The sequence below is a fragment of the Streptomyces sp. NPDC025273 genome, from assembly GCF_040638585.1.
Taxonomy (GTDB): domain Bacteria; phylum Actinomycetota; class Actinomycetes; order Streptomycetales; family Streptomycetaceae; genus Streptomyces; species Streptomyces cinereorectus.
The window spans coordinates 114,745-141,709 of record NZ_JBEZYP010000013.1; the positions used below are offsets into that span (position 1 = coordinate 114,745).

General features: G+C 72.7%; 23 protein-coding genes. 8 read left to right on the forward strand and 15 right to left on the reverse strand.

Features of this window, described 5'->3' with window-relative positions; translation table 11 throughout:
* The first annotated feature begins 114 nt into the window (after positions 1-114).
* From AB0F38_RS21710 to AB0F38_RS21730, 5 genes are all read left to right on the forward strand, one after another.
* The gene (locus tag AB0F38_RS21710; protein WP_361895729.1) at positions 115-1,338 is read left to right on the forward strand and encodes a fused response regulator/phosphatase; all 1,224 of its coding nucleotides are present in this window, start codon (positions 115-117) and stop codon (positions 1,336-1,338) included.
* Positions 1,335-2,969, forward strand: coding sequence for an ATP-binding protein (locus AB0F38_RS21715; protein WP_361895732.1), 1,635 nt, complete (start codon positions 1,335-1,337; stop codon positions 2,967-2,969). The genes AB0F38_RS21710 and AB0F38_RS21715 overlap by 4 nt, the downstream gene beginning before the upstream one ends.
* Complete coding sequence (locus AB0F38_RS21720; protein ID WP_361895735.1) at positions 2,966-3,409, forward strand: response regulator; 444 nt, start codon at positions 2,966-2,968, stop codon at positions 3,407-3,409. Before AB0F38_RS21715 ends, AB0F38_RS21720 begins: the two co-directional genes overlap by 4 nt.
* A gap of 100 nt (positions 3,410-3,509) precedes the next feature.
* Positions 3,510-3,965, forward strand: a complete 456-nt coding sequence (locus AB0F38_RS21725; RefSeq protein ID WP_361895738.1) for an ATP-binding protein — start codon at positions 3,510-3,512, stop codon at positions 3,963-3,965.
* A 323-nt stretch (positions 3,966-4,288) separates the two neighbouring features.
* On the forward strand, positions 4,289-5,419 hold the full coding sequence (locus AB0F38_RS21730) for a DMT family transporter (RefSeq protein WP_361895741.1): 1,131 nt from the start codon (positions 4,289-4,291) through the stop codon (positions 5,417-5,419).
* Here AB0F38_RS21730 and AB0F38_RS21735 read toward each other — a convergent pair.
* Together AB0F38_RS21735 and AB0F38_RS21740 are read right to left on the reverse strand one after the other, a co-directional pair.
* A complete protein-coding gene (locus AB0F38_RS21735; protein WP_361895744.1) occupies positions 5,389-6,735 on the reverse strand; it encodes a peptidoglycan DD-metalloendopeptidase family protein in 1,347 nt (448 codons plus the stop codon). The genes AB0F38_RS21730 and AB0F38_RS21735 overlap by 31 nt on opposite strands.
* 417 nt (positions 6,736-7,152) lie before the next feature.
* Positions 7,153-8,496 (reverse strand): ROK family transcriptional regulator, encoded by a 1,344-nt coding sequence (locus AB0F38_RS21740; protein WP_361895747.1) that lies wholly within the window; start codon positions 8,494-8,496, stop codon positions 7,153-7,155.
* A gap of 126 nt (positions 8,497-8,622) precedes the next feature.
* Here AB0F38_RS21740 and AB0F38_RS21745 point away from each other — a divergent pair, with 126 nt between their 5' ends.
* The 3 genes from AB0F38_RS21745 to AB0F38_RS21755 all read left to right on the forward strand — a co-directional run bounded on the left by AB0F38_RS21745 (position 8,623) and on the right by AB0F38_RS21755 (position 9,823).
* Complete coding sequence (locus AB0F38_RS21745; RefSeq protein ID WP_361895749.1) at positions 8,623-8,820, forward strand: family 1 glycosylhydrolase; 198 nt, start codon at positions 8,623-8,625, stop codon at positions 8,818-8,820.
* A gap of 109 nt (positions 8,821-8,929) precedes the next feature.
* The gene (locus AB0F38_RS21750) at positions 8,930-9,304 is read left to right on the forward strand and encodes a hypothetical protein (RefSeq protein ID WP_361895752.1); all 375 of its coding nucleotides are present in this window, start codon (positions 8,930-8,932) and stop codon (positions 9,302-9,304) included.
* A 210-nt stretch (positions 9,305-9,514) separates the two neighbouring features.
* Complete coding sequence (locus AB0F38_RS21755) at positions 9,515-9,823, forward strand: UBP-type zinc finger domain-containing protein (protein WP_361895755.1); 309 nt, start codon at positions 9,515-9,517, stop codon at positions 9,821-9,823.
* A gap of 574 nt (positions 9,824-10,397) precedes the next feature.
* Here the strand turns inward: AB0F38_RS21755 and AB0F38_RS21760 are convergent.
* From AB0F38_RS21760 to AB0F38_RS21820, 13 genes are all read right to left on the reverse strand, one after another.
* Complete coding sequence (locus AB0F38_RS21760; protein ID WP_361895976.1) at positions 10,398-11,531, reverse strand: S1 family peptidase; 1,134 nt, start codon at positions 11,529-11,531, stop codon at positions 10,398-10,400.
* 390 nt (positions 11,532-11,921) lie between these two features.
* The gene (locus AB0F38_RS21765; RefSeq protein ID WP_361895758.1) at positions 11,922-13,433 is read right to left on the reverse strand and encodes a carboxylesterase family protein; all 1,512 of its coding nucleotides are present in this window, start codon (positions 13,431-13,433) and stop codon (positions 11,922-11,924) included.
* 276 nt (positions 13,434-13,709) lie between these two features.
* A complete protein-coding gene (locus tag AB0F38_RS21770; RefSeq protein ID WP_361895761.1) occupies positions 13,710-15,194 on the reverse strand; it encodes a UDP-N-acetylmuramoyl-L-alanyl-D-glutamate--2,6-diaminopimelate ligase in 1,485 nt (494 codons plus the stop codon).
* Positions 15,195-15,509: 315 nt separating this feature from the next.
* A complete protein-coding gene (locus AB0F38_RS21775; protein ID WP_361895764.1) occupies positions 15,510-17,057 on the reverse strand; it encodes an ATP-binding cassette domain-containing protein in 1,548 nt (515 codons plus the stop codon).
* Entirely contained in the window at positions 17,054-17,938 is an 885-nt protein-coding gene (locus AB0F38_RS21780; protein WP_361895767.1) for an ABC transporter permease subunit, read from the reverse strand. Before AB0F38_RS21780 ends, AB0F38_RS21775 begins: the two co-directional genes overlap by 4 nt.
* The gene (locus AB0F38_RS21785) at positions 17,935-18,888 is read right to left on the reverse strand and encodes an ABC transporter permease (RefSeq protein WP_361895770.1); all 954 of its coding nucleotides are present in this window, start codon (positions 18,886-18,888) and stop codon (positions 17,935-17,937) included. The genes AB0F38_RS21780 and AB0F38_RS21785 overlap by 4 nt, the downstream gene beginning before the upstream one ends.
* On the reverse strand, positions 18,885-20,480 hold the full coding sequence (locus tag AB0F38_RS21790; RefSeq protein ID WP_361895773.1) for an ABC transporter substrate-binding protein: 1,596 nt from the start codon (positions 20,478-20,480) through the stop codon (positions 18,885-18,887). The genes AB0F38_RS21785 and AB0F38_RS21790 overlap by 4 nt, the downstream gene beginning before the upstream one ends.
* Positions 20,464-21,285, reverse strand: coding sequence for a class I SAM-dependent methyltransferase (locus tag AB0F38_RS21795; protein ID WP_361895777.1), 822 nt, complete (start codon positions 21,283-21,285; stop codon positions 20,464-20,466). The genes AB0F38_RS21790 and AB0F38_RS21795 overlap by 17 nt, the downstream gene beginning before the upstream one ends.
* Positions 21,282-22,559 carry an MFS transporter gene (locus AB0F38_RS21800; RefSeq protein ID WP_361895780.1) on the reverse strand — a complete coding sequence of 426 codons (1,278 nt, stop codon included), beginning with the start codon at positions 22,557-22,559 and terminating at the stop codon, positions 21,282-21,284. Before AB0F38_RS21800 ends, AB0F38_RS21795 begins: the two co-directional genes overlap by 4 nt.
* A complete protein-coding gene (locus tag AB0F38_RS21805) occupies positions 22,556-23,650 on the reverse strand; it encodes an enolase C-terminal domain-like protein (RefSeq protein WP_361895783.1) in 1,095 nt (364 codons plus the stop codon). Before AB0F38_RS21805 ends, AB0F38_RS21800 begins: the two co-directional genes overlap by 4 nt.
* Positions 23,647-24,732: a pyridoxal-phosphate dependent enzyme gene (locus AB0F38_RS21810; RefSeq protein ID WP_361895786.1), complete on the reverse strand. Its 1,086-nt coding sequence runs from the start codon at positions 24,730-24,732 to the stop codon at positions 23,647-23,649. The genes AB0F38_RS21805 and AB0F38_RS21810 overlap by 4 nt, the downstream gene beginning before the upstream one ends.
* Positions 24,729-25,571, reverse strand: a complete 843-nt coding sequence (locus tag AB0F38_RS21815) for a DUF364 domain-containing protein (RefSeq protein WP_361895789.1) — start codon at positions 25,569-25,571, stop codon at positions 24,729-24,731. The genes AB0F38_RS21810 and AB0F38_RS21815 overlap by 4 nt, the downstream gene beginning before the upstream one ends.
* Positions 25,568-26,824: an ATP-grasp domain-containing protein gene (locus AB0F38_RS21820; protein WP_361895792.1), complete on the reverse strand. Its 1,257-nt coding sequence runs from the start codon at positions 26,822-26,824 to the stop codon at positions 25,568-25,570. Before AB0F38_RS21820 ends, AB0F38_RS21815 begins: the two co-directional genes overlap by 4 nt.
* Positions 26,825-26,965: the final 141 nt, after the last annotated feature.

Below are 26,965 nucleotides of genomic sequence, written 5' to 3' on the forward strand. Positions count from 1 at the left end.
GGAGCCCGGTCACATATGCTTCCTGGCGATATGGCACGGAGTGACTTCCGCGCCGTCCGTTCGAGGGGGTGGAGTGTGGTGGGCGAGCTGCCGTCAGGCACCTCTGCGCGGCTGATGGAGCCCCATAGGGTTCCGGAGCGGCAGCCGGGGACTTCCGCCGACGACGCGTCCGTGTGGGAGGTCGACGCGACGCTTCTTCTGGTCGAGGACGACGCCGGGGACGCACTGCTCGTCGAGGAGATGCTGGCCGACAGCGAGCTGGACTCCTCGCTCACGTGGTGCAAGACGCTGGCCGAGGCACGGCGGTTCCTCAAGGCCTGCCGGACGCCGGTCTGTGTCCTGCTGGATCTGCATCTGCCCGATGTGCACGGTCTGGATGCCGTCAGCCAGCTCGTCGAGTCCTCGCCGGATGCCGCCGTCGTCGTGCTGACGGGTCTGGCCGAGTCCGAGACCGGGCTGTCCGCGGTGGCGCACGGTGCACAGGACTACCTGGTCAAGGGCCGGATCGACCCCGAGGCTCTGGGCCGGGCGGTCCGCTACGCGCTCCAGCGCAAGCACGCCGAGCGCTCCGCGGCGGCGATGCGGACGAGCGTGCTGATAGCGCAGGAGAACGCCCGGCTGGAACGCGCGCTGCTGCCCATCCCCCTGCTGCTCGACGAGAGTTTCGGGGTGGCCGCCCGCTACGAGGCGGGCCGCGCCCACGGGCTTCTGAGCGGTGACTTCTACGACGTGGTGCAGACAGCCGACGGTGTGGTGCACGCCGTGATCGGCGATGTGTCGGGGCACGGTGCCGCGGAGGCCGCGCTGGGCGTCTGCCTCCGGGTGGCCTGGCGCACGGCCGTGCTCACCGGGGTCACCCAGCTGGAGAAGATCGCCCTGCTGGAGGGGATACTCGTCGCCGAGCGGTCCGATCCCCATGTATTCGCCACCGTGACCATGCTCGTCTTCCCGCCGGGGCGTGACCGGGTCCACATCGTGCGGGCCGGTCACCCGGGACTCCTGCTGCGGCGCGGCGGGGACGTCACCTGGGTGGAGCCCGACGTGGGCATGGCCCTGGGGCTGATGCCCGGGGTGGGCCGCTGGACGGTCACCGAGCTGGACCTCGCTCCGGGCAGCGAGCTGGTCCTGTTCACCGACGGTCTGTTCGAGGGCCGGACCGGGCCCCATTCCCGGCTCGGCGAGGAGGGCCTGCTGGCGATGGCGCGCAGGCACGCGGTGCTGGAGCCCCGCCCGTTCGTCGACGCGCTGGTCGCCGAGGCCACCGAGAGCGCCTCGCCGTACGGAGGGCTGGCCGACGACGTCGCCGTCCTGCACCTCGGCTGGCGGGCGGACTCATGAGGCCGGGGAACACCGGGGACGGGCCGGTCGAGCGGCCGGGTCCGTTCGCGCGGCTCTCGGTGCAGAACTGGGTGCATCTGATCCTGGCCGGTTTCGTCCTGGTGGTCTGCGGCTGCCTGGTCGTGGGCGGGCTCGTGCTCTCCCGTATCTCCGACCGGACCACGGATCTGGTCGACCGGATCCAGCCCGCCCGCTCCTCGTCGTTCCAGCTGCAGAACTCGCTGCTCGACCAGGAGACGGGGGTGCGCGGCTTCGCGCTCACCGGTGACGACTCGTTCCTGGAGCCGTACGAGGCGGGCATGCGCGCCGAGCGGCTCATGCTGGACCGGGTGCGCACGCTGGTCGGGGACGAGCAGCCGTTCGCCGCGGACCTGGACCGGATCGAGCGGACCGCCCTGGAGTGGCGCCGGCTGCGGGCCGAGCCGCTGATCGCCTCGGTCCGCAGGGACGGTCCGGCCGGCGAGTCCTCGGCCCCGATCCGGCGGAGCAAGTCGGAATTCGACACACTGCGACGGCTGTACGCCGTGCAGCAGGGGCATCTGGACACCGCACGCGACCAGGCCCGTGCCGAGCTCGACCACGCGCGCACCACCCGCGACCGGGTACTCGTCGCCCTGGTCATCGGCTTCGTGCTGGCGGTCGTGTCGCTCAGCCTGCTTCTGCACCGGGTGGTGGGCCGGCCGCTGAACGCGCTGACCACGTCGTCGGACAACGTGCGGGCGGGTGCCTTCGGCAGCCGGATCGACGTCCGCGGGCCGTCCGACGTCCGAGCGGTGGCCGCCGCGGTCGAGGACATGCGGCGGCGTCTCGTGGCGGAGCTCGCCGAGTCCCAGGAGCGGGAGACCCTGCTGGCCGAGCAGACCGGGGAGCTGCGCCGGTCCAACTCCGAGCTGGAGCAGTTCGCCTACGTCGCCTCGCACGACCTGCAGGAGCCGCTGCGCAAGGTGGCCTCCTTCTGCCAGCTGCTCGAGAAGAGGTACGGAAAGGAGCTGGACGAACGCGGCAAGCAGTACATCGACTTCGCGGTCGACGGCGCCAAGCGGATGCAGGTGCTCATCAACGACCTGCTCACCTTCTCCCGGGTGGGGCGGGTGCACGAGAGCTGGAAGCCCGTGGATCTGGAGCACTCCCTGGACCGGGCCCTCGCCAATCTCGCCCTGATCATCGAGGAGTCGGGCGCCACCGTCGTGCGCGAGGACCCGCTCCCCGAGCTGCTGGGTGACGCGACGTCGCTGGCCATGGTGTGGCAGAACCTCATCGGGAACGCGGTCAAGTTCCGTCGGCCCGATGTCCCGTGCCGGATCACCGTGGGATGCGTGCGCGAGGACGAGGACTGGCACCTGACGGTCGCCGACAACGGCATCGGGATCGCGCCGGAGTTCTCGGAGAAGGTGTTCGTGATCTTCCAGCGGCTGCACGCCCGAGACGAGTACGAGGGTACGGGCATCGGCCTCTCCCTCTGCCGCAAGATCGTCGAATTCCACGGCGGCCGCATCTGGCTGGACCCCGAGCCGGGCGAGGGTACGCTGATCCACTTCACCCTGCCCGTCCTCACCGATGCCCCCACGCACACCACGGCGGAGCTCCTCGCGCCCGCCCTGCTCACCCCCCAGTCGGGAGACACCCCGTGAACGACCCCGTCCAGCCCATCGAGGTCCTGCTCGTGGAGGACGACCCGGGCGACGAGCTGATGACCCGTGAGGCCTTCGCGGACAACAAGATCCGCAACACGCTCCATGTGGTGCGTGACGGCCAGGAGGCGCTGGACTTCCTCTACCGCCGGGGCGAGCACGCAGGGGCGCCGCGGCCTGACCTGGTGCTGCTCGACCTGAATCTGCCGAAGTACGACGGCAGGCAGGTGCTCGAACAGATCAAGACGGACCCCGAACTGGCCCTGATCCCCGTCGTGGTCCTCACCACCTCTTCGGCCGAGGAGGACATCCTGCGCAGCTACAAGCTGCACGCCAACGCCTATGTGACCAAGCCGGTCGACCTGGAGCAGTTCATCGGAGCGGTGCGTCAGATCGACGACTTCTTCGTGAGCGTGGTCCGGCTGCCCGGTCGTGCGTAGGATCTGGATAATCTACCGGAGTGGGATCTCTCGACGCGGGTAGACGAACGGCGAGAAAGAGGTCGTCGACCTCACCCTGCGGCGCCCCTGGCTGGAGCACATGAACGAACAGGCCACCTCACGGCCGGACGACCCCTGGCGGGGGTCTCCGTCCACGGAGGTTCTGCTCACCGCCGAGGTGTTCGACGGCGAACAGGGATGCATCGCGCAGGCCCGTGCCCTGGCCGACCGTTTTCTGGCGCGGCTGGTGGCGGAGTGGCTCGCGGTCCTCGGTGAGCACACCCGAAGCGATCTGATGCTGGCGGTCAGCGAGCTCGTCACCAACGCCGACCGCTACAGCCACGGCCCGTACCTGCTGGAGCTGGAGGGCAACGCGGAGCGCATCAGCGTCACGGTGTACGACAGCAGCACGGCGCTCCCGGTGCTCTACTCCCCCGACCCGGCCCGGCTCGGCGGTCACGGCATGGAGATCGTGGTGGCCCTCTGCGACCGTGTGACGGCGGAGCGGGTGCCGGTCGGCAAGCGCATCCGGGCCGAATTCCAGCTCAGCACCTGAACGGCACGGCGGCGCCCCGCTGCGGACCTCCCGGTCCGCAGCGGGGCGCCGCTGTGCCGGCGCTGGACCGACCTCCGTTCGGCGCAGGGCGGGTGTCCAGGTACTGGACAGGGGGACAGGTCGACTTCTCCTGTTTTCCGATACTTGGCGCAACCATGGGGCAGCGCCGCGTCTCCCCCACCGTCATCTTCTGAGTCCTGGGGCAAGGAGGACTACCGTCGGGAGGAGGACGTAGGAGTGACGTACGTACTACTGGAGCAGTACGCCGAATCGCCGCCTCAGGGACGACGACGCGGTGGCTCCGACGGGACATCGTGGTGCCCATGAGTTTTCTCGCGCTCTCCGTGCTTCTGTCACTGGTCTCCGCGGTCGCCTACGCGGCCGGGGCGATCGTCCAGGAGCGCGTGGCCGCAGCCGGCGACGGCCGCCCGTACACACCGCTGCGCAACGGCGTGTGGTGGGTGGCCGTGGCGCTCAACGGGGTGGGCGCGGTGTTGCACGTGGTGGCGCTGGCCTACGGGCCCCTGAGCCTCGTCCAGCCACTCGGTGCCCTGACGATCGTCTTCGCGCTGCCGATGGCGGCCCTGTTCGTCCGCCGCAGGGCGGGGCGGACCGCCTGGCGCGGCGCCGTGATGGCGACGGTCGGACTGGCCGGACTGCTGGCTCTCACCGGGAACGCCGGGGCACACACGCTGGCCGGCCCGGAGCAGCTGATGCTGGGGGCCGTGACTGCCGGTGCGGTGGTGGCGGTCATCGTGCTCGCCAAGGGACTGCACCGGCCGATGCTGCGCAGTGTCGTGCTGGCCACCGGCGCCGGGATCGCGTTCGGCATCGCCTCGGTGTTCACCAAGACGGTGGCGGTGGAGTGGACGTCCGGCGCGGTGACGTCGGGGCTGCCGACCCTGCTGGTGATCGCGGGCCTCGCCGCCGCGGGGCTGCTGCTGTCCCAGGCCGCGTACCGGGGTGCCGGACTGGCCGCGCCGCTGGCGACGGTCACCGTGGTGAATCCCGTGGTGGCCGCCGCGGTGGGCCTGACCCTGTTCGGGGAGCAGTTCCGCTACGGCATGACGGGCACGCTGCTCGCTCTCGGCTGCGGTGCGCTGGCGGCGGCCGGGCTGGTCCTGCTGACCACGGAGCGGGTGGGAGCCGAGCGGCGTACGGCCGAGCGGACCGGCGCCGACGTGAAGCCTGACGCCGAGGATGCGGGCCGGGCCCCGGTGACGATGCCCGGGCCGATGAGGCGTCCGGCCGTGTCCGGGACAAAGGCGCCGGATCCGTTTCCGGCTCCGACGGCGCTGTCGCTGCCCCTGACCGCGCCGCCGGCGCATGGCGCGCGGCGCGTGGAGTTCAGCGGCAAACGGCCCACGGGAGGGCCGGCCCGGGGCGACTTAGCCGCCCCGGGCACCGACCCGGACGGGGCCGTTCAGACGCTGGCACCGCCTGCCCTGAGGTAGGCCAGCGGGTCGATGTCGGAACCGTAGCCGGGGCCCGTGCGGATCTCGAAGTGCAGGTGCGGGCCGGTGCTGTTGCCCGTGGATCCCGAACGCGCGATCCGCTGGCCGCTGCCGACCTGCTGGCCCTCGCGCACATGGAGCGAGGAGAGGTGCGCGTACTGGCTGTACCGGCCGTCGTCGTGCCGGATGACGACCTCGTAGCCGTACGCGCCCGCCCAGCCTGCCGAGACCACCCTGCCGGACGTCACGGCCTTCACCGAGGTCCCGGTGGGGACCGGGAAGTCGACGCCCGTGTGGTAGCCGCTCGACCACGATCCCGCCTGGTGGTAGGGCGTGCCGGTCCGGGCGGAAACGGGAGCGGTGAAACCGGATTGCGGCTTGGCCGCCTGCTTGGGCTTGGCGGCGGGCCTGCTGTCCTGCTTCGCGGCCGGTCTGCTGTCGTGCTTGGCGGCCGGCTTGCTGTCCTGCTTCACGGCCGGCTTGCCGGCGGGCTTCGGGGCTTGGGCCTTCGGCGTCTGCTTCGCAGGGGCCGGCTCCGGGGCTTCGGCCTTCGGCGTCCCCTGCGGGGCGGCCTGCTCGCGGACCGACTTCTCCGCGGCCTTCGGGGCCGTGCCCGTCTTCGGCGCCCCGGCCACGTCCAGGCTCAGCCGCTGCCCGGGGAGGATGAGGTCGGGGTCGGCACCGACCACGGTCCGGTTCGCCGCGTACAGCCTCTGCCAGCCTCCCTGGACCCGTTCGGTGGCCGCGATGCCGGACAGCGAGTCGCCGCGTGCCACGGTGTACGACGTGCGCGCGCCTGGCACGGAGGCCGGTGAGACGGACGCCGTGCCCGCCTTCGTCTCCTGGGCGGTCTTCGGCCGGCCGGCCTCGGGCGCGGTCGTCGCCGCCTTGGCGGGTGCACTGCGCTCGGCGTGCGGGGCGGTGCCGGGTGCGTCGCCGCCCCGCGTCAGTCCGGCCTGTACGGAACAGGTCGGCCAGGCCCCCGGCCCCTGACCCTCCAGCACCTTCTCGGCAACGGCGATCTGCTCGTCCTTGGTCGCCAGATCGGCCCGCGCGGCGTAGGCGGACCCGCCGTACGCCGCCCATGTCGAGCCGGTGAACTGCAGGCCGCCGTAGTGGCCGTTGCCCGTGTTGATGTGCCAGTTGCTGGTCGACTCGCAGGCGGCGACCTTCTCCCACACATCGGTCGAGGCAGCGCCCGCCGACGCCGCCGTGAGCAGCGGAAGCGCGATGCCCGCGCCGCCCGCCGTCACCGTGAGCGAGGCACGGTTGATCCGGCTGGGCTGATATCTGCGGTGCCGTCCGTTCGCGGCCATGACTCCGACTCCCCCCAATGGTTGTAGGACACGTCGCAAGCGGCCAACTTATGTGCAGGAAAAGGGTGGTGACAAGTGAACATTCGGCGTGTGCTACCCACGAGCCCCCGGCGCACATCGCGTGCGACAGCGCACCTCCTTCCGGTGGCGCCTTGAGGAGAGATGACAGGAGAGCCCTCTCCGGCACCCTTTCCTGAGCGGGAGAAGCGCTCTTGACGGATGTTCAGCGATCGGCCGGTGCCGCGGCACCCCGCAGGACACGGCGCGGGCGGCCGGCGTCTCGCCGGACCGCCCCGCCACCTCGGTGATCTTCGAACCGGAACTGGTGGTACGGGACGCGGCGTAGACCCCTGTCCGGCGCCGGCTGTCCGGGGCGAGCCCTCGGGACCGGCGGACCGGGGAGCCCGAGGGCCCCGCTCACCGACCGGCCAGGCCCGCCGGCAACCCGGCCGGGGTGCGGGCGGGTGCGGGGTCAGGGCCGGCGGCGTCCGGCCGGAAGGCCGGGGCGGGCCGGGTGCCGCCGCGGGCCAGGAAGTCGGAGAGGGGCAGCGTCGCCGCACCGACCGTGACCGCGTCCGGGCCCAGGTGGCCCATCTCGATGGTGGTGCGGGCGATCGCGTGCCGGAGGGCGTACTCCTGGGCGTACCGGCGGATCTCCGGGAGCAGGTGCGGCCCGATCAACAGGCCCGCCCAGCCGCCGAGCAGGATGCGTTCGGGGAGGAAGAGGTTCACCAGGTCGGCCAGGGCGGCACCGAGGCACGCTGCCGTCTCGTCCAGGATCGCCACCGCGACCGGATCCGGCGCGGGCCCTCCGGGACCGGGGTAGGCGGCTGCGAGGAGCGCGGCGAGGGCGGTCTCGTCGTCGGCGTCCGCGGGCAGCGGGCCGCCCGCCTCGTGCCAGCGTTCACGCATGGCCTCCGCGCCCGCGTACGCCTCCAGGCAGCCGACGGAACCGCACCGGCAGCGGCGGCCCCGTAGCTGCACCGTCGTGTGACCCCACTCGAGGGCCGCGTCGGAGAGGTCCTCGTCGAGGACGTCGCCCCTGTTCACGCCGGCGCCGACTCCGGAACCGATGAGGGCGACGGCGGCGGAGCCGGCACCCCGGCCGCCGCCGAACCACATCTCGGCCTGTCCCAGCGTCTTGGCGCCGTTGTCGATGAAGTACGGCACCTCGGGCGGCACGTCGACGGCCTCGCGCAGCATCCGTTCGAAGGGCACGGCGCTCCAGCCGATGGTCTGGCCGTGCACGACCGCCCCCGGTTCGCCGGCGGCCCCACGGCCGTCACGTTCGATGATGCCGGGCACCCCGATCCCGATGCCGAGCAGCCCGGCGGGGTCGGCGCCCGCGTCGCGCAGGACGTCGGACACCCCCGTACGCACATGGCCGACGATGCGCTCGACGTCGTACCCGTGCTGGGCCAGCAGACGGTCGGTGCGGGCCAGTTCGGTGAGCGCGAGGTCGAAGAGGGCGACGCGGACCCTGGTCTCGCCGATGTCGATGCCCACGAACAGGCCGCCGCCCGGGGCGACCCGCAGCAGGGTGCGCGGGCGTCCACCGTCGGATTCGACGATCCCCGCCTCCTCCAGGAGTCCCTCCGCGGCGAGCTCGGCGACGACATTGCTGATGGAACCCGAACTCAGCCCCGTTGCGGGACCGAGCTCCTGACGGCTCAGCGGGCCGTCGAAATACAACCGCTGCAATACCCTCGCCCGATTGCCCCTTCGCAGGTCACGCACGGTCCGTCTGCTGCGCTCAGCCATGTTGCTCCCTTCGTTCCGGAAACATACCCGGCCCAGCTCGCGACCCCGGCTTCCTTCACGTTTTAACTCATGACGTGAAGGAAGTCGCTCCGGGTCCCGAACACCGCCTTCCAGGAAGGGGCCACCATGCACGCGTCACATCCGGCGGGCAACTCGACCCGGTCGCCGCTGGACAACTTCGCGTGGGCGTACGGCTGCGACGGGCGCTTCGGCCTGGTCCACGTCGGCTACGCCACCCGGCGCCGCACGACCGGGAGCAGTGGCCGGCGCCACGCGGAGCTGATGTGCGAGACCTCGTGCGGCAGGCCCCGCGAGGCAGCCTGAGCCCCTTCCCCGGGAAGCGGCCGGAGCCCCCGGCAGGGCATCCCCACGCCGGCGTCAGGGGGCGCCTGCCGTGATCAGGACCGGGGGGCCTGGCACATATGCTCACCGTATGGAGCAGAGCGAAGTCCTCAAGCGAGTGATCGGCATCCTCACGGAGGCGGGCGAGATGCAGCGCCAGGCCGAGGAGGACGGGGGCGACCCGGAAGCGGGCGGCAGCATCGTGACGAGCCTGCTCAACGAGACGATGCCGCACATCGCGATCCCCGGTGACGCGACCGTCGAGGAGATGGCCGCTCTGGTGGGCCGGGAGGTCGGCGGTGCCGTCGAACAGCTTGTCGGTGCGTTCACCCTGGCCTTCATCGCGCTCGCACAGATCCATGACTCGGGGCAGCAGGACGTGACCTCCTCCGACGTGCTCCAGGACCTGGCGCTGCGCGCCGAGGAGCTGAGCTCCGACGACGACGGCCCGGAGGAGTCCCACTAGGGACCCGGGCGGCCGGAGGACTCCCCGGCCATCGGTTGACATGCGGCTGCCTGGTGGGAAGGTGGATAAGGCGCCCCGCCCGGTACCGCGTGGCCGGCGCAGGCGTGTGCGGCTCCGGTGCGGACCGGCCGGCGGCCGCGACGACGGCTGGACCGAGGCCGCTCCCGGCCCCGACGCTCCGGCCGGGACCGACATGAAGGAGGCCCCGCCATGACGGCCGATCCGACAGCGCCGATCTGCGGTCACCTCGACCGGGTACGACGCGTCACCCCGGACAGCGCGGACTCCTGCCCGGAATGCGTCGCGCGGGGAGACACCTGGGTCCATCTGCGGGAATGCCAGACCTGCGGACACGTAGGTTGCTGCGACTCCTCCCGCAACCAGCACGCGACCGCCCACCGCGCCGCGACCGGTCACCCGCTCATCCGCTCCTACGAGCCGGGCGAGACCTGGTGGTGGTGCTACGAGGACCGGATCTCCTTCGACGTCGAGGGGGCTCCGCCCGCCCGGGCCGCCTGAGCGCGGCACACGGCATGCGGCACCCAGGTCGCTCGGCGGTGGGGCCCTCGACGCTGTCCGGGCCCGTCGCGCGGGCGGCCGGCGCGCCGGCAGGACGCGGAGCGCCTCGCGCGTCGTCGCCCTGGGCGGTACGCCCCCTCGACCGTGGTGCGAGAGCCGCTTCCGGCCGCCGGGAGCAGGTTGAACCAGACGCCGGCGAAGTCGTCCTCGGTGAGGCTGTCGGGCGGAGGGCGCGCGCGGAGGGGCGGCCGGCGCAGGAGCCCTTCACCGGACCCGCAGCAGGAGGCCCGGGGCGCATCACCCCGGCGGTCACGGCGACCGGGAGAACGGGCCGGACTCCGGGCCGAGTTCGGGCGTGGCCGGGCGGATACCGGGGGACATCGGCGCCGGGCTCGGACTGACCGGGCGGGCAACGAGGTCTGCTGCGCCAGGGGGCCACCCTGCTGTCGCAGCAGAACCGGTCACATGGCGTCGGATCACCGGATCACCGGGATCCGACGCCATCACGGGTCGGGCCGTGCGGAACGTCGTGCGGTACCGAGCGTTCCGGCGTGCGTGGAAACGGTGTGGAGCGTCAGGCGGTGTGGAGCGTCAGCCCGTAGCGGTTGAGGATCTCGTTGATCGGCTGGTACCAGGTCTGGCCGCCGCTGCTGCAGTTGCCCCAGCCGCCCGAGGTGACACCCTGCGCCTGGTCGCCGCTGATGAACGAGCCGCCCGAGTCACCACCCTCCGCGCACACACTGGTCTTGGTCATCTGACGGACGGCGCCCTGGCTGTAGTTCACGGTCTCGTTCTTGGCCAGCACGTTGCCGCAGTGCCAGTGCGTGGTGGAACCGGAGCGGCAGATCGAGGCACCGATCGGAGCCTCGTTGGAGCCGCGGACCAGCTGGTCGGAGACGGTTCCCCAGCCGAGGACGACCGGGACGGTCCACCAGCCGGCGCCCACGTTCACCCAGGCGTAGTCGTTCTCCGGGAAGGACGATCCCTGGAAGTTGCCGATGGCGGAGCCGTCCCAGCCCCTGACCGCCGCGCCCGTCTGGCCGCAGTGCCCGGCCGTGACGAATCCGCCGTGCACCGAGAACCCTATGGAGCAGCGGACGTTGCCGGTGTAGTAGGGGTCGCCGCCGACCGTTCCGGCGGCGAAGGTCTGCGGAGCCTCGGAGGTCTGCTTCACCGTGACCGGGCCCGCCTCGCGGGCCTTCGCGACGAACGCGCGGACATCGTTGTCACCCTGTTCGGAGGCGACGACGTTCACCACGACGCTGTTCGCCCGGGGGTCGACGTGCCAGCTGCTCACACCGCTGGGTGCGGCAAGAGCGTCGATCCGGCTCTTGGTGGCATCGAGTTGCCGTGCCGTGTGGTCGACCAGGCGGACGTCCGCACCGGTCGCCCGGACCGAACGGGCCTGCGCACCGTCGGTGACGGCGACCGTCAGCCTGCCGCTGTCCGCGTCGAACCAGGAGCCGCCGAACGAGGCTCCTGCCGCGCTCCTGGCGGCGCCCTGCAAAGCCGTCGCCTTCTTCTCCGCGGTGAGCCTGGCCTCGGCCTGACTTTTCGTCAGACCCAGGTCCTTCTGCATGGCCGTGATCAGGCCCGCGGAGGCCTTCGGTTCGGCCGCCGAGGGGGAATCGGCAGCCGCGGCCTGGGTGAGGCCGGCGGTCGCCCAGGTGCCGATGATGAGCAGTGCGGAGAGACCGGTCCGCACCATCGTCGTGTGTCTCAAGGGAGTGGCCCTTCTGTTGTTCCAGCATCGTGGGGGTGGAACAGAAAGCGTCCGAGAGCACGGGGAGCCGTCGATGAGAGCGCTCTCAGAGGAGTCGCAAGGGACTGTAGTCCAGTGAGGCTAGGCAGGTCCATGCCAATGACGGACCAGTTGAGCAGGTGTACTCATCCCGCGAACCGTCAGCGGTCCTACTATCACAGGAAACAGGCACCGGAAGCACCGTGAGGGACAGGCAATGGCCGGATCATGCCGTAGGCAGCTGAGAGCCGGGCTCACCGGCGCCCTGGCCGGTGCGCTCGCACTGCTGCTGGGCGCCTGCGGGAGCGTCGGCACCGAGGAGGATCGCCCTCAGTAGCCTGGGCTGCCGACAGGCCGTCAGGGCACCGGCAACGGGAGTCCGGCGGCCCGCCAGGGCGCCCGGAACGCCCCTTCCGCGCCCACGGCGTCTCCGCCGGCCGTGTCCCAGACCCTCACCGCACCGGTGGAACCACCGACCGGCGGCCAGCCCGGATCGCCCGTGGCGGCGAATTCGGCCCAGGCGCGCATCATGCGCTTCGAGAGGTCGTGGTCGTCAGGAGCCGGAGGTCCTCCGGTCAGGAAGTGCACGCTCTCTTCGTCGAGGTTGCCGAAGGCGAACGGGATGTCCGCGCAGTGCCAGGCCCGGACCTGCTCCCCCGAGCCACCGCGCTGCCGGGCGAACCGGGACAGGAAGGCCCGGCCGCCGGCCCGCGCATGGGATTCGGCGAGTCGGCTGCTGTACTCGCCGAACAGCATGTCCCCGTACACGGCGAGGAACACATCGAGTACGGGAGCGCCGGGCATGAGCGTGCGGTAGGCGTCCAGCAGCGCGGGCGGCAGCTGGAAGTCCGCCGCGAAGAGAGCGAGTCGCTCCTCCGTGGTGATCTTCGCGCTGCTGCCGACGGCGTCCATCAGCCAGTACTCCTCGGTGGTGTGGCAGACCAGCAGGTCCACATCGGCCGCGCGGCGGCCGGCACATGCCGTGAGCGGGTCCAGGGGAAGCGTGTCGCCGCCCGCCACGGGTCCGTAGATGGCCGGATCGTAGTGGCGCTGTCCCGATGCGGGGTCGCGGCGGTAGCCGTCGGCCACGGCGTCCGAGGCCTCGACGAGGGCGCCCGGGGAGGCGGAGAGCAGGCCGTCGTACGTGGCCGGCACGCCCGCCGCGGCAGCCACCTCCCCTGTCGTGCGGGCGGCGGATTCCGGCGAGGCGCAGGAGTTCACGGCGCTGTGGGCGATGGCGCGGCGGAACAGGCCGCGGGCCCGGTCCATCGCCATCAGGCAGGCCACCGCTGTCGCTCCGGAGGACTGTCCGGCCACGGTGACGTTGTCGGCGGCCCCGCCGAACGCGGCGATGTGGTCCCGCACCCACTCCAGGGCGGCGATCTGGTCGAGCAGGCCCCGGTTCTCCGGACAGGACTCCCCGCCGGCGCCGGGCGGGACGTGGCCGAACCCCTCGAAACCGAGGCGGTAGTTGAGCGTGACGACCACGAGCCCCTGGCCGGCCAGGGCGGTGCCGTCGAAGTCGGGCTGCGCGGAGGAGCCGAAGACGTAGGCGCCGCCGTGGATCCAGACGAGCACCGGAAGCGCGTCGCCGGCTCCGCCCGGGGTCCAGATGTTGAGGCTGAGGACGTCCTCGTCGCCGGGTGACCAGCCCGGTGCTCCAGGCAGGTCGGCCGACTGCGGGGCGACGGGTCCGAACGCGACGCAGTCCCGGATGCCGTCCCAGGCGGCGGCAGGACGCGGGGCCCGGAACCGGCGGGCGCCGAACGGCGGTGCGGCGTACGGGATTCCGCGCAGCACGACGACTGCGGGGTCGCGTGCGGTCCGCCGTCCCCGGACCGCTCCCGGCCTCGGCCTGAACACCGTCATCCGCGCTCCCCCGTCTCGCCTTCCACCACCCTTCGGGCGGCGCGGTGTCAGCCTTTCACCAGGCGTCCGGTCCTGGCCAACACCAAAATCGCGTCCGCCGACGCACATCCGATGTGAATCGGGGACCGGCAGTTCCCGCGGCGCGGGCGCTGCCCGCCAGGAGCCACATTCGTGCGGTCGTTCGCCGTGGATACGGGATCCGGGCCGGCAAGGACCGTGCGGCGGGCCACCAGCAGCAGATGCTGGGGAATGGGGGTGCATGCGCCCCGGCGGGACCTACAGCAGGCCCTTGGACCGGGCGCATTCACGCACGGTGGCCATGTCGCTGAACGGAAGCAGCTCGTCGCCGACGATCTGGTGCGGTTCGCTGCCCTTGCCGGCGATCAGCACGATGTCGTCCGGACCTGCCTCGGACAGGGCGAAGCTGATGGCCTGGCGGCGGTCGGCGCATCGCTCGAACGGGGTGCCGGTCGCCTCGATGCCTGGTGCGACCTCGTCCAGGATGGCCTCGGGGTCCTCGTGACGGGGGTTGTCCGACGTGAGGACGCACAGGTCGGAGTGGGTGCCGGCGATCGTTCCCATCTCGGCCCGCTTGGTGGTGTCCCTGTCCCCTCCGCAGCCGAAGACGGTGATGACCCGGGCCCGTGCGAAACCCCGGATGGTGCTGAGGACCTTGTTCAGGGAGTCCGGGGAGTGCGCGTAGTCCACGATCACCGAGGTGCCCTGCGCCGTCGTCAGGCGTTCGAACCTGCCCGGGATCTGCGGCATCCGTTCGAGTGCGGCGACCAGCCCGGCCAGGTCGTGTCCAAGGAGGTGGCAGGCCGCGACCGTGGCGAGGGCGTTGGCCACCGAGAACCTGCCCGGTGAGGGGATGGCCGCCGGGTACTTGCGGCCGTCGTGGTGCAGGGTGAACCGGGTACCCGAGGCGTCCACGATCAGGTCGGTGGCCCGGTAGTCGGCTTCGGTGTCGAGGGCGTACGTGGTCACCGCGCCGGGCATCATCGCCTCGATGGAGGCGCCCACCGGATCGTCGGCGTTGACCACGGCGCGCCGGCAGAGCCCCTGGAAGAGCCGCAGCTTCGCGTCGCGGTAGTGCTCCATCGTGCCGTGGTCGTCCAGGTGGTCCTGGCTCAGGTTGGTGAAGACCCCCACGTCGACGAAGGTGCGGTCCACCCGGTGCGTCAGCAGACCCATCGACGTGGCCTCCAGGACCACGCTGCCCACGCCGCGGTCACGCATGCACCCCAACAGGTACTGCAGGTCGGGCGATTCCGGCGTGGTCAGCACCGACTGCGGCATCGGGATCAGCTCGTCGCCGATCCGGCTGCCGGCCGTGCCGATCACCCCGGCCCGCGCACCCTCGGAGATCCGCAGCACGGACTCGACCATGTACGAGACCGAGGTCTTCCCGTTGGTGCCGGTGATGGCCACCATGTCCATCTGCCGGCCCGGCTCGCCGAAGTAGCGCGAGGCGACGACCGCGGCCGCCGTACGGGTGTCCGGTACGCGCACGACACAGACGTCCCCCTCCATCGTGGGCAGCACGCAGCTGTCGTCCACGACGACCGCGGCCGCGCCCCTGGCGACGGCCGGGGCCACCGCGCCGGGTCCGCCCTCCACGTGCCCGGGCACCGCGATGAACACGGATCCCGGCACGACCCGGTCCGCGTCGAAGGTCGTCCCCGCGGTGATCACGGTCGTGTCCGGGTCGCCCTGGAGGATGTGGTGGGCCTCCCCGGCCAGCAGCTCGCTCAGCTTCAAGATGATCCCTTCGAAGGGCTCGGGCCGCGGGCGGCCGTCGCCGGAGCGCAGCGACGGCGTGCGCCGGGGCTGCGGTGGTGAAGTGGAGCGCGTGCGATGGGTGAGGTGCTGCGCGCTGGGCGGTACGCGTGGCGGGAGCAGTGCGACGGGGCCGTGCCCCGGTCAGGGACCGCCGAAGAACGCTAGCCGTGCCCGTGCGGGGCGATGCGGCAGTTCGCGGGCGCGCCGAGGACGGCCTGGTGCAGGCACGTTCCGATGACACCGATGCGACCCATGGGGCCGAGTGTACGTCCGGTGGGGTGGTCCGGTTCCGCTTCAGGGTCGTACGGCGGCTCCCCAGCGGGCGGACGCCCTGAGCAGGGAGACGGTGAACGAGTGCTCCGGAGCGGTCAGGATCTGCTCCCTGTCCCCCTGTTCCACCACCTCGCCGCCGTCCAGCACGGCGATGCGTGTGGCCTGGGCGGCGGTGTCCAGGTCGTGCGTGATCAGCACGACACAGAGCCCGTCCCGCTGCCGGACCAGTACGGCGAGCAGGTCCAGCAGGGAACGCCGGGTGACCGGGTCGAGCCCGGAGGTGATCTCGTCGCACACCAGGACCCGGGGGCGGGCCAGGAGGGCACGGGCGAGGGCGGCACGCTGGAGTTCGCCGCCGGACAGCCGGGCGGGAAGCCTGCGTACGAGGTCGTCGCCCAGGCCGAGGTCCGCCAGGGTCTGCCGGGCCTCCGCCGTCGCTTCCTCACGGCCGGCGCCGCGCAGCCGTACCGCTGTGCGCGCCACCTGGTCCAGGACGGGCCGGTGCTCGTCGAAGGCGGACCGGGCGTCCTGGAAGACGTACTGCACGGCCGCGAGCTGCTCGCGGCTCCGGTCGCGCAGGCTGCGAGGCAGGGGCGCACCGTCGAGCAGCACCTGTCCCCGGTGGTCGCGGTGGAGTCCGGCGAGGCAGCGGGCGAGGGTGGTCTTGCCGCTGCCGGAGCGTCCGACGACGGCGAGGCATTCACCCGTACGGAGGGTGAGCCCGGCGACCCGCAGCACCGGGACGCGGGTGCCGCCCGCCCGGTGGTGGGCGACGAGCCGGTCGACGCGCAGCACCTGCGGACCGGCTCCGCCGTGCTCCACGTACGGCACGGTCCGGGGCTCGGCGAGGAGCTCCTGGGTCCAGGGGTGGACAGGCTCGTCGAGCACCTGGTGTACGGGACCGTGCTCCACCACCCGGCCGCCGCGCATCACGAGCACCTCGTCGGCGAGTTCACGTACGACGTCGAGGTCGTGGCTGAGCAGCAGCACGGCGATGCCCCGGCCGGCCACCGCTGCCAGCTGGTCGACGATGCGGCGTTTGGTCAGGGTGTCCTGCCCGGTCGTGGGCTCGTCCGCCACGATGACGCGGGCGCCGAGCAGGAGGGCCTGCGCGAGGACGACGCGCTGCTGCTGGCCGCCGGACAGCTGGTGCGGGTACCTGCGCAGCAGCAGGTCAGCGTCGGGGAGCTGGGCGTCGGTGAGCGCTTCGGTCACGCGCTGTCGCGCCGCGGCTCGACGGCGGGAGCGGGGCAGGTCGCGCACCTGCTGCCGCGCCATGTCGAACAGCAGGGCGCCGATGCGGCGGGCCGGGTTGAGTACGGCCGCGGGGTGCTGGGGGATGTAGCCGATCCGCGTGTCGTGGACCGTCACCTCCCCCGTGACCCGGGCTCCGGCGGGGTACTCGCCGAGCAGGGCGAGACCGGTGGTCGTCTTGCCGCTGCCGGACGCGCCGACGAGTGCGGTGACGGTGCCGGGCCGGATGCGGAGGCTGACCCGGTCGACGAGCACCTGTCCGCCGACCTCGACGGTCAGCCCGGTGATGTCGGCGAGCACGGGGTCCTGGGTCATGGGCGTCGGCCCTTCCGGGGCGGGGTGGGGGTGCTGGGGTCGGGTTCGCTCCGGACGCGGTGGCCCGTGGTGCGGTCGCTCGGGGCGCGGGCGCCGGCGGCGCGCTCCTCCATGGCGGCGTCCACGAGCAGGTTGCTGCCCATGGTCAGCGCGACGATGAGGAGGGCGGGGACGACGACCGCCCAGGGCTGGATGAACAGCCCGGTCCTGTTGCGGTCCACCATCACGGCCCAGTCGGCGGCGTCCGGGGCGACCCCGATGCCGAGGAACGCGGCGGTGGCGACCAGGTAGAGCACTCCGGTCAGCCGGATCCCCGCGTCGGCGGCCAGGGTCCGCAGGATGGACCGCCCGACGTAGCCGACGGCCAGCCGCCACCAGCTCTCCCCCTGCATCCGCAGCGCCTCCACGGCGGGCCGGGAGCCGGCCTCCGCGGCGGCCGCGCGCACGATGCGGGCGGCGTCCGGGACGGAGACGAAGGCGACCAGCAGGGCGAGTCCGACGGCACCGGGCGGAAAGGCCGCCGCGACGAGCAGGAGCATGAGCAGCGAGGGCACGGCGAGCAGCACGTCCAGCGGACGCATCAGGGATTCCTCCAGCCACCTGCGGTGGGTGAGGGCGCTGATCAGCCCGACCGGCAGGGCGACGAGATAGGCGAGGGCCGTGGCGGCGAGCGCGACCAGGACAACTGGCCGGCCTCCGAGCAGCACCTGGTCCAGGACGTCGCGGCCGACGAAGTCCGTGCCGAGCCAGTGGCCGCTGCCTAGGGTGAAGGAGGCGGCGCGGGCCGTGGGCTCGCCCACGAGGAACGGCCCGAGTACGGCGAGGCCCAGCGGCACCCCGGCGACGGCCGCCCCGAGCGCGTACCTCCCCGGCCGCTTCACGCCGCCACCTCCGACCTCGGCGCGAGGCGGTGGGTGACGAGGTCGGCGCCGAGGTTGAGGACGACGGTGGCGACGCCGAAGACCACGGCCAGCCCCTGCACCACGGGGATGTCGCGGTCGGCCACGGCGTTCATGAGGACGGTGCCGAGTCCGGGGATCACGTAGAGGGCCTCCACGACGATGACGCCGCACAGCAGCCAGTCGATGGTGCGGGCGAGCTGCTGGGTTGCGGGAGCGAGGGCGTTGGGCAGCGCGTGCGCGTACCGGATGCGGGCGCCGGGGATGTGGTATCGCTCGGCCTGGGCGGTGTACGGGGCGGCGAGCGCGTCGATCATTCCGGCCCGCACCAGCCGTGCGAGCGAGCAGACCGGCCGGGCGAGCAGCACCAGGACGGGCAGGACGAGTGCGGCCGGGTGGGCGAGCAGGTCGGTGCCGTAGCCGACCGCGGTCGGCGGGAACCAGCCGAGCCGCAGCGCGAAGACGGTCACCAGCAGGACCCCGAGGGCGAATTCGGGGACCGCGTAGACACCGAGGGTCGCCGAGCTGATCAGCCGGTCCGTGAGGCGCCCTTCGCGGCGGGCGGCGAGGACACCGAGGCCGACGCCCACGGGGACCAGGAGCAGCACGGTGACGGTCGCGAGGAGCAGGGTGGGCCCGAAACCGTCCGCGAGGAAGCCGGACACGGGCCGCCCCGAGGTGAGGGAGGTCCCGAAGTCGCCGTGCAGCAGCCCCGTGACCCACTCGCCGAGCCGGACGTGGGCGGGCCGGTCGAGTCCCATCGCCTCGCGGACGGCCGCGATGCGTTCCGGGTCGGGCTGGTCACCGGCGAAGGCCACGGCGGCGTCGCCCGGCAGCGCCTCGGTGAGCGCGAAGACCAGCAGCACGACGGCCACGGTCTGCGCCACGCCGAGGAGCAGCCGCCGGGCGATCCAGGAACGCAGTCCGTTCACGCCAGCCAGACCTTGTCGAAGCGCGCCCAGTCCAGGGTGTTGGCGGGTGCCTCGCGTGCCACGCCCCGTACGGAGGGTGCGATGCCCAGGATCCAGTCCCCGAAGCCCCAGACGAGGAACCCGCCCTCGGCGTGCAGCCGGCGCTGCATCCGCCCGTAGAGCGCGCCCCGCTCGGTCCTGTCCTTGGTGGACTGGGCCTGCTGGTAGAGCGTGTCGAAGCTCTTGTCCTGCCATTTGGTGGCGTTGGTGGTGGAGTCGGTGAGGAGCCGCTGGGAGATGTGCGACTCGATGGGCATGGCTCCGGACCGGTAGCAGCACAGGGTGCCGGAGTCGAGGATGTCCTTCCAGTAGGAGTCCTTGCTGCCCATCCGCACGCTGACGGTGACCCCGGCGCGTGCCGCCTGGTCGCGGAAGATCCCGGCGGCCTCGGTGAAGCCCGCGGCGACGGCGGAGGTGTCCAGGGTGACCTTCAGACCTTCCGCCCCGGCCTGCTTGAGCAGGTGGCGGGCGCGGTCGATGTCCTGTTCACGCTGCGGGAGTTCGTCCGCGTAGTACTCGTACCCCTTGCCGAAGAGGTCGTTGCCGATCTCTCCCGCGCCGGAGAGGGCGCCGTCCACGAGTTCCTTGCGTCCGGCGATGTGGAAGAAGGCCTCGCGGACCAGGGGGTCGTCGAAGGGCGGCCGGTCCGTCTTCATGGCGAAGGCCTGCATGGCGCTGTTCCGGAGCCGGACGATCTCGATGCTGCCGGCCTTCTCGTGGGCGCGGCCGGTGGCGGGGTTGAGCTCGTGCGCGTACTCGACCTGGCCGCCGAGGAGGGCGTTGATGCGGGCGGACTCCTCGTTGGCGACGACGAATTCGAGCTCGTCGAGGTGGGGGGCTCCGTCCCAGTGGTCCTCGTAGCGCCGCAGGACGGTGGAGCGGCCGGGGGCGAAGGAGACGAAGCGGAACGGTCCCGAGCCGACCGGCTTCCGGTCGAAGTCGGTGGCGCCCTCCGGAACGATGTAGGTGCCGAACGCGGCGAGTACGTTGGGGAATTCGGCCGTCGGTCGCTTGAGTACGAACTCCACGGTCCGCGTCCCGGTGGCCCGGCTGGCCGACAGGTCGATGGGTTCCAGGGACGCGCGGGCGCGATACGCCTTCCGCGGGTCGGCGATGCGGCGGTAGCTGTACAGGACGTCGGCCGCGGTGACCGGCCTCCCGTCGTGGAAGTCGGCCTGCCGCAGGGTGACCGTCCAGCGGTCGAGCGCGGCGTTCGGCTCCCACTTCTCGGCCAGCCGCGGCTTGGCGGACAGGTCGGCGGCGTAGTCGGCGAGCTTGTCGAAGAGGGCCTTGCTCCGGGCGGCGTCGGCGAACAGGTTGCCCAGGTGCGGGTCGAGGGTCTCGCTCGCGCCCCCTCCGGCGAACGCGGCGCGCAGCCGTCCGCCGCGCCGCGGGGTGCCGTCGCCCTTGCCGGTGCCGCTCGCGGCCGGGCGCTCGCCGGCGCATCCGGCGAGCGCGAGCGCGCCGAGGCCGGCCGCGCCTCCTGCGGCCGCGAGGAAGCCGCGTCTGCGCAGGCCGGGGAAACGCGTCGACGAGTCAGTCGGGTCGGACACAGGTGATCTCCTGTTGATGAGTGGACCGGGCCACGAGATGAAGCCGGTCGCCGTCGGCCGCGCTGCCGGGCTCGGAGCCGGGCTGCCACGGTGGTTCGGTGCGCGGCCCCGGGCCGTCGTACAGACCGAGGACCTCGAAGCCGTGGGAAGTGAGGAAGTGGCGCAGTTCCTGGGGGAACAGCAGCCGCCACGCGGACCGCTCCTCGACGGGCGGGGTGCCGTCGTCCGCCTCCCAGCTGCGGGTGCGCAGCAGGAGTTGGGCGCCGCGGTCCAGGTGGAGGGCGGTGGTCGAGCAGTACGTGGTGCCGTGCCAGGTGAACGCGGAGACGGCGGGGGTGGTGGGAGGTTCGTCCCGGCCGAGGAAGTACGCGCCGTTGCGCATCTCCGCGACCAGCAGACCGCCGGGCACCAGGGCGCGGCGGCAGGACGTCAGGAATCCGTCGAGCTGCTCGTTCGTGTGGCAGTACAACAGCGAACTGTCGAGGCACACCACGGCGTCGAAGGCCCGCTGTCCGAAATCGAACCCACTGAGATCGGCCCGGGCGTAGACCGGACCGGGGTGGTGGACGCGGGCGTGGGCGAGCATCGTCCCGGAGAGGTCGGCGCCTGTGACACGGCGTCCGGCCCGGTGGAGGTACGCGGCGTCGCGGCCGGTGCCGCAGCCGAGGTCCAGGACCGCGGGGCCGGCCCCGTGGCGTCGCAGGCAGTCCTCGGCCCAGCGTGCGGCGAGCCGTGCGGGGTCGGGGAAGCGGGCCTCGTACAGCTCCGGACGATCGGTGAGCAGGTTTCCCTGCCGGCCCTTCATGCCGTCACCGGCACGGGTGTGCGGCGGGCCGGGGGCAGGGTGCCGATCCGGTGCAGCCAGGCCACTCCGCCCGCGGAGGCGAGTCCGAGGAACAGGCAGCAGGCCCAGGGCAGGAGCACGACGGCGTTGCCCGCCCCGCCGCGCTGTGCCGCGTCCATGGCCCAGCCGACGGCCGTGTTGCCGACGGCGGCCGCGATGCCGGACATCGCGTAGAAGATCCCGAAGTACGTGCCCGTCAGCTCGGACCGGCCGAAGCCGGGGATCAGTTCCATGACGAACGGCTGCGCGGTCATGATCCCGAGGTGGAGCAGGAGGGCTCCGGCCAGTACGGGCAGGGCGCGCAGCACGGCGTCCACGGGCCCGTCCGGGGGTGCGGCGGTCCCGGCCGTCAGCATGGGCGGCCCGAAGGCCAGCGCCATCAGGGCCAGTCCGGCGGCGATCCATCGGGCCCGGCTGCCGCGCTTCTTGAGGGCGCGGGTGAGGCGCAGTTGCAGGGTGAGGCCGGCGAGCGTGCCGACGAGGAAGACGAGGCCGGCCGCGCCGTCCCAGCCGGTGGCCTGCCGGGCTCCGTCGGGCAGCAGCAGGTAGAGCTGGTTCTCGAGCGTGAACATGCCGACCATGACCAGCGCGAAGGCGACGAAGGCGCGGTTGCCGACGACCTCCCGCCAGTCCGCGACGACCGTGCTCCTGGCCGGTGGCACGTCGCGGGCGGGGAGCGCCAGGGTCTGGGCGACGGTGAGGACGGCGAAGATCGCGGCTGCGGTGAGTGCGGAGGCGCGGAAGTCGACGAGGAGCAGGGCACTGCCCAGGAGCGGGCCGATGAGGGCGCCGGTGGTCGCGAAGACGTTGAAGAGCGCGAATGCCTCGGCCCTGCGCTCCTCCCCCGCCTCCTGGGCGAGGTAGGTGCGGACGGCGGGGTTGAACAGGGCCCCGGCCACTCCGCTGAGCACGGACGCGGCGAGCAGGACCGGCAGTCCGTCGCCGAGCGCGAACAGGGCGAATCCGACGGTGCGTATCGCGCAGCCGGCGATGATGACGCCGCGGGCCCCGAGCCGGTCCGCGGCCGAGCCGCCTATGAGGAAGAGGCCCTGCTGGCTCAGGTTGCGTACGCCGAGCACGATGCCGACGACGGCGGCCGACATGCCCAGATCGTCGCCGAGGTGGGTGGCGAGGTAGGGGATGAGCAGGTAGAAGCCGGTGTTGACGCCGAGTTGGTTGACCAGCAGGAGGCGGATGGCGAGCGGGAAGCTGCGGATTTCGTGCCAGGTCCTCATGACGCCACGTCCCGGGGGCCGGCGGTCCCGGCGGCACGGGGTTCGGCCGTCTCGGCGCGGGGCCGTACGCCCAGTCCCGGCTGCGCGGACGCCCCGACGAAGCCGTCGCTGCCGCCGATGCCGGTCCAGGGGTCGTGGGCGAGCAGGAGGTGCCCGTCGAGGTCGGTCCACCGGGCGCGGCCGGCGATATGGACGGCCGGGGCGATGCCGAGGGTGCTGGCCGTCAGGCAGCCGAGCATCAGGTCGGTCCCGCTGCCCTCGATCAGGGCGGCGATCCGCAGGGCGGCGTGGACGCCGCCGCACTTGGCGAGTTTGACGTTGATCCCGTGGACGCGTCCCGCCAGTCGGCGCGCGTCCTCGTAGGTGACGGCGTCCTCGTCCGCGATCACGGGCAGGGGCGAGCGGGCCGCGAGGCGTGCGAGGGCCTCCGGGTCGCCGGGCGCGAGGGGCTGTTCCACGGCCTCGACGCCCAGTTCGGCGAACCGGGGCAGCAGCGCGCGCGCCTGTCCGGCGGACCAGGCCCCGTTGGGGTCGAGGAGGAGCCGGGCGGCCGGTGCCGCCGCGCGGACGGCGCGCACCCGGTCCAGGTCTCCCTCCTCGTCCTGGTCTCCCGCCTTGATCTTGATGACGGAGAATCCCGCGTCGGCCAGCCGGCGGGCGTGGGCGGCCGCCCGGCCGGGGGAGGTGAGCGAGATGGTGCGGGCGGTGGCGACCCGTGGTGCCTCGGGGGAACCGAGGAAGCGGTGGACGGCGGTGGCGGTGCGCTTGCCGACCAGGTCGAGGAGCGCCGCCTCGACGGCGGCGATGACCGCGGCGGGGGTGTCCGGGGCGGTGAGTTCGCCGACGCGCAGGGCGTGCAGTGCGGTCTCCGGTCCGGGAAAGCGGGCGAGCCGCTCGGCGGCCCCGGCGACGAGCCGTTGCAGGGTCGGGGTGTCGAGGCCGTAGAAGACGCTGGTGACGGCCTCACCGTGCCCGCTCATTCCTTCGTGCGCGAGGGTCAGCCGCACGGCGTCGCGGGCCGCCATGGTCGAGCGGGAGATGCGCAGCGGCTCGGCGAGGACGAGCCGCACGGTGTGCTGGGTGACCTTCACGGCTGCCTCTCCGGACGTTCTGCGAGCGGGTCGGTGACGGCCGTGCACCTGGCCCAGCCGCCGGCCTGCGCGGCGCGCGGGTGCGCGAGGTCGACGGGCTGGGTCGCCGCGAGGTGCGGTTCCAGCCCGTGGGCGGTGGCGAAGTCGTCGTCGTAGACCGTGCCGAGATAGCGGTGCGGTCCGTCGGGGAAGACCGTGGCGACGGCGGCTCCGGGATGGGTGCGGGCGGCCCACGCGGCGACGCGTGCGACGGCGCCGGTGCTCCAGCCTCCGCTGACGAAGTTGCCCCGGGCGAGGCGCCGGCAGGCGTCGGCGGCCTCGGCCGGACCGATCCAGTGCACCTCGTCGAAGGCGTCGTAGGCGACGTTGCGCGGGTGGATGCTGCTGCCGAGTCCGCGCATCAGCCGGGGGGCGGCGGGCTGCCCGAAGATGGTGGAGCCGGTGGAGTCGACGGCGATCAGGCGCAGCGCCGGCCAGTGCCTGCGCAGCGGTCCGGCGATTCCGGCGCTGTGTCCGCCGGTGCCGACGCTGCACACGAGGATGTCCAGGTGGTCGAGCTGGGTGGCCAGTTCGGCAGCGAGCGAGGCGTATCCGGCGGTGTTGTCGGGGTTGTTGTACTGGTCGGGCCAGTACGCGCCGGGGAGCCGGCCGAGCAGGTCGCGTAGCCGTTCCAGGCGGGCGCCCTGCCAGCCGCCCAGGCGTGCCGGGCGGTCGACGAGCTCCAGCCGGGCCCCGTACGCGCGCAGCAACTGGCGCATGGAGGGCTCCAGTTCGCTGTCGCCGACCAGGACGACCGGGTGGCCGAGGGCCTGCCCGGCGAAGGCGAGCCCTATGCCGAGGGTGCCGGAGGTCGACTCCACCACCGGTGCCCCGGGGAGCAGTTCGCCGCGTTCCTCGGCGCCCAGGAGCATGGACACCGCGGCCCGCGCCTTCATGCCGCCGACGGCGTGGCCTTCCAGCTTCGCCCAGAAGCCGGGGTGGGGGCCGGGGAGTCCGGTCGTGATCCTGGCCAGTGGTGTGCGGCCGAGCAGCGCGAGGAGTTCGCGGTTGGGGGCGAGTGTGTGCGGCGATGCGGTGGTCACGAGGTGCCTCCGTCGTCCGCGCGGTAGCGGTGGATGGTGCCGGGTCCGCCGTCGAGCCAGAAGAAGGGGTAGGGCTCCGCGCACACGGCACTCACCCCGGAGCCGAGGAAGCGGGGCAGCACCGCGCTGCCGGTCTGGGCGAACATGACCAGGGGTTTGCCGTGCTCCAGGGCGTGCTGCCGCAGCGGATCGAAGGTCCCGTTGCCGAGCGTCATGCCGGAGGCCAGCACGGCGTCGCAGCGCCCGATCTCCGCCAGGGCGTCCGTGCCGACGGCTTCGCCCCACTCGGTGGTGCCGCCCTTCAGGTCGCACGGAAGGCCGGTGAGACCGCGCGAACGCAGCTCGGCCAGGAGGGAGTTCACGACTCCGACGACGAGGACGGTGCCGCCGGGCGCGACTGTGTCCAGCAGGTCGACGACGGCCGCCGCCCGCGCCCGGGAGCGCTCCAGCGAGGTGCCCGCGGGCACGGTCACCGGCTCCGCCCCGTGGGCCGGGGTGTGGGGCCGTACGTCCATCAGATAAGCGTCCAGCGCCGCGACCCGCACCGCCGTCAGCGGATGGGCGAGGAGCCCGGCCACGTCGGCTCCGGCGCAGTCCTCGACCGTCCCGCCGGGCAGGGAGCCGGGTTCGACGGAACAGGAGCCGACGGCCCGGTCGAGGCGGAGGCTGAGGACCTCGTTGCGGTATCCGCCGCTCCGCCCGTCGTGCCGTACGGCCTGGGACGTCGTGAAGGCGACGGCGATGCGGCGGGTACGCGGGTCGGGGCCCAGCTCCCCCGCCAGGGCCCGGTCCACGAGCCCGTCGAAGGTGGGGGCGTCCGTGCGCGGGGCGGCGTTCACGACAGCACCAGCCGGGGGCGCACCGCAGCGAGCAGCGACTCGACGCGGTCCCGGGCGCCCAGCCCGGTGGCGTCGCCGGCCATGATGTGTCCCAGGTAGGCGTTGTTGCTGTCCGCCGCCTCGACCTTCCGTCCGGGCTCGGCCAGCTGGACCTCGAGCACGCCGTCGGCGTCCCGCATCCCGGCGGCGCCCTCGACGGACACGAGGGTGCCCGGGGTGTCGGGGACGAGGAACCCGATGGCGGCGCTGCGCAGTCCGGTGTCGCGCCGCCGGAGGTCGGGTGCCCGGCCGAGGGCCACGTCGACGCAGGCCGCGGCAAGGTCGATCCCGGTGACGTGGCGGACCAGCTCGGTGATGCGGTTGCCCGCGGGGCGCGGGTTGACCTCCACCACGCGGGGCCCTTCGGCGGTCAGCTTGATCTCGGTGTGCGCCACGACGTCGTCGAGCCCGAGGGCGGTCACCGCCCGCACGGCGGTCGCCGCGGCGGCCGCGAGGTCGTCCGGGGCGAGGGCGGCCGGGAACATGTGCCCGGTCTCGACGAAGGCGGGCGCCCCTCCGACACTCTTGTCGGTCACTCCGACGACATGGGTGGTGCCCGCGTACGACACGGTTTCGACGCTCACCTCGGGCCCCTGGAGGAACTCCTCCAGCAGGATGTGCGCAGTGCGCCGCTGGCCGCGGGCGTTCACGGGGAAGGCCGCGAGGGCCTCGCAGGCCGCGACCAGTGCGTCCCGGTCGTCCACGCGCCGTACGAGCATGCCCGCGCAGAGGTCGACCGGCTTGACCACCAGCGGGTAGCCGATGTCCTGGGCGGCCTCGGCGGCGGCGACCGCGTCCGTACAGACCGCGAAGCGGGGCCCGGGAAGCCCTGCGGCGTCCAGGATGCGGCGGGTCGCGTCCTTGCGGCAGGCGTTCTCCATCGCTTCGGCCGCGGGGCCCGGCAGGCCGAGCCGGGCGGCGATGCGGGCGGCCGTCGGCAGGTAGTAGTCGCAGGAGGTGATCACTCCGTCGAAGCGGAGCGCCGCGTGCAGCCGCTCGGCCTGCGGAAGGAGCGTGTCGACGTCGTTCGTCGGCGCCGTGACGACATTGCGGGCGGTGAGCAGCGGATGGTCCGTTCCCTCGGGTGCGGAGCGCAGGTAGTGCTGCAGGTCACGGGTGAGGAAGGTGAAGTGATGGCCCCCCTCCCCCAGGGCCCGGGGCAGCAGCCTGCTCATCGATCCGACCCAGCTCTCGACCACCAACAGGTGAGCCACGAGCTCCCCCTTCTCACAGTGCCGTTGGGAATGCGGGCAGGCAGAGGTCACCCCCTCGGAGGGGGTTGCCCGGCCCGACCGGAGACACGCTATCGATAATCATTTTCATTGTCATCTAAAACTCCGTCACAACCATCGGGA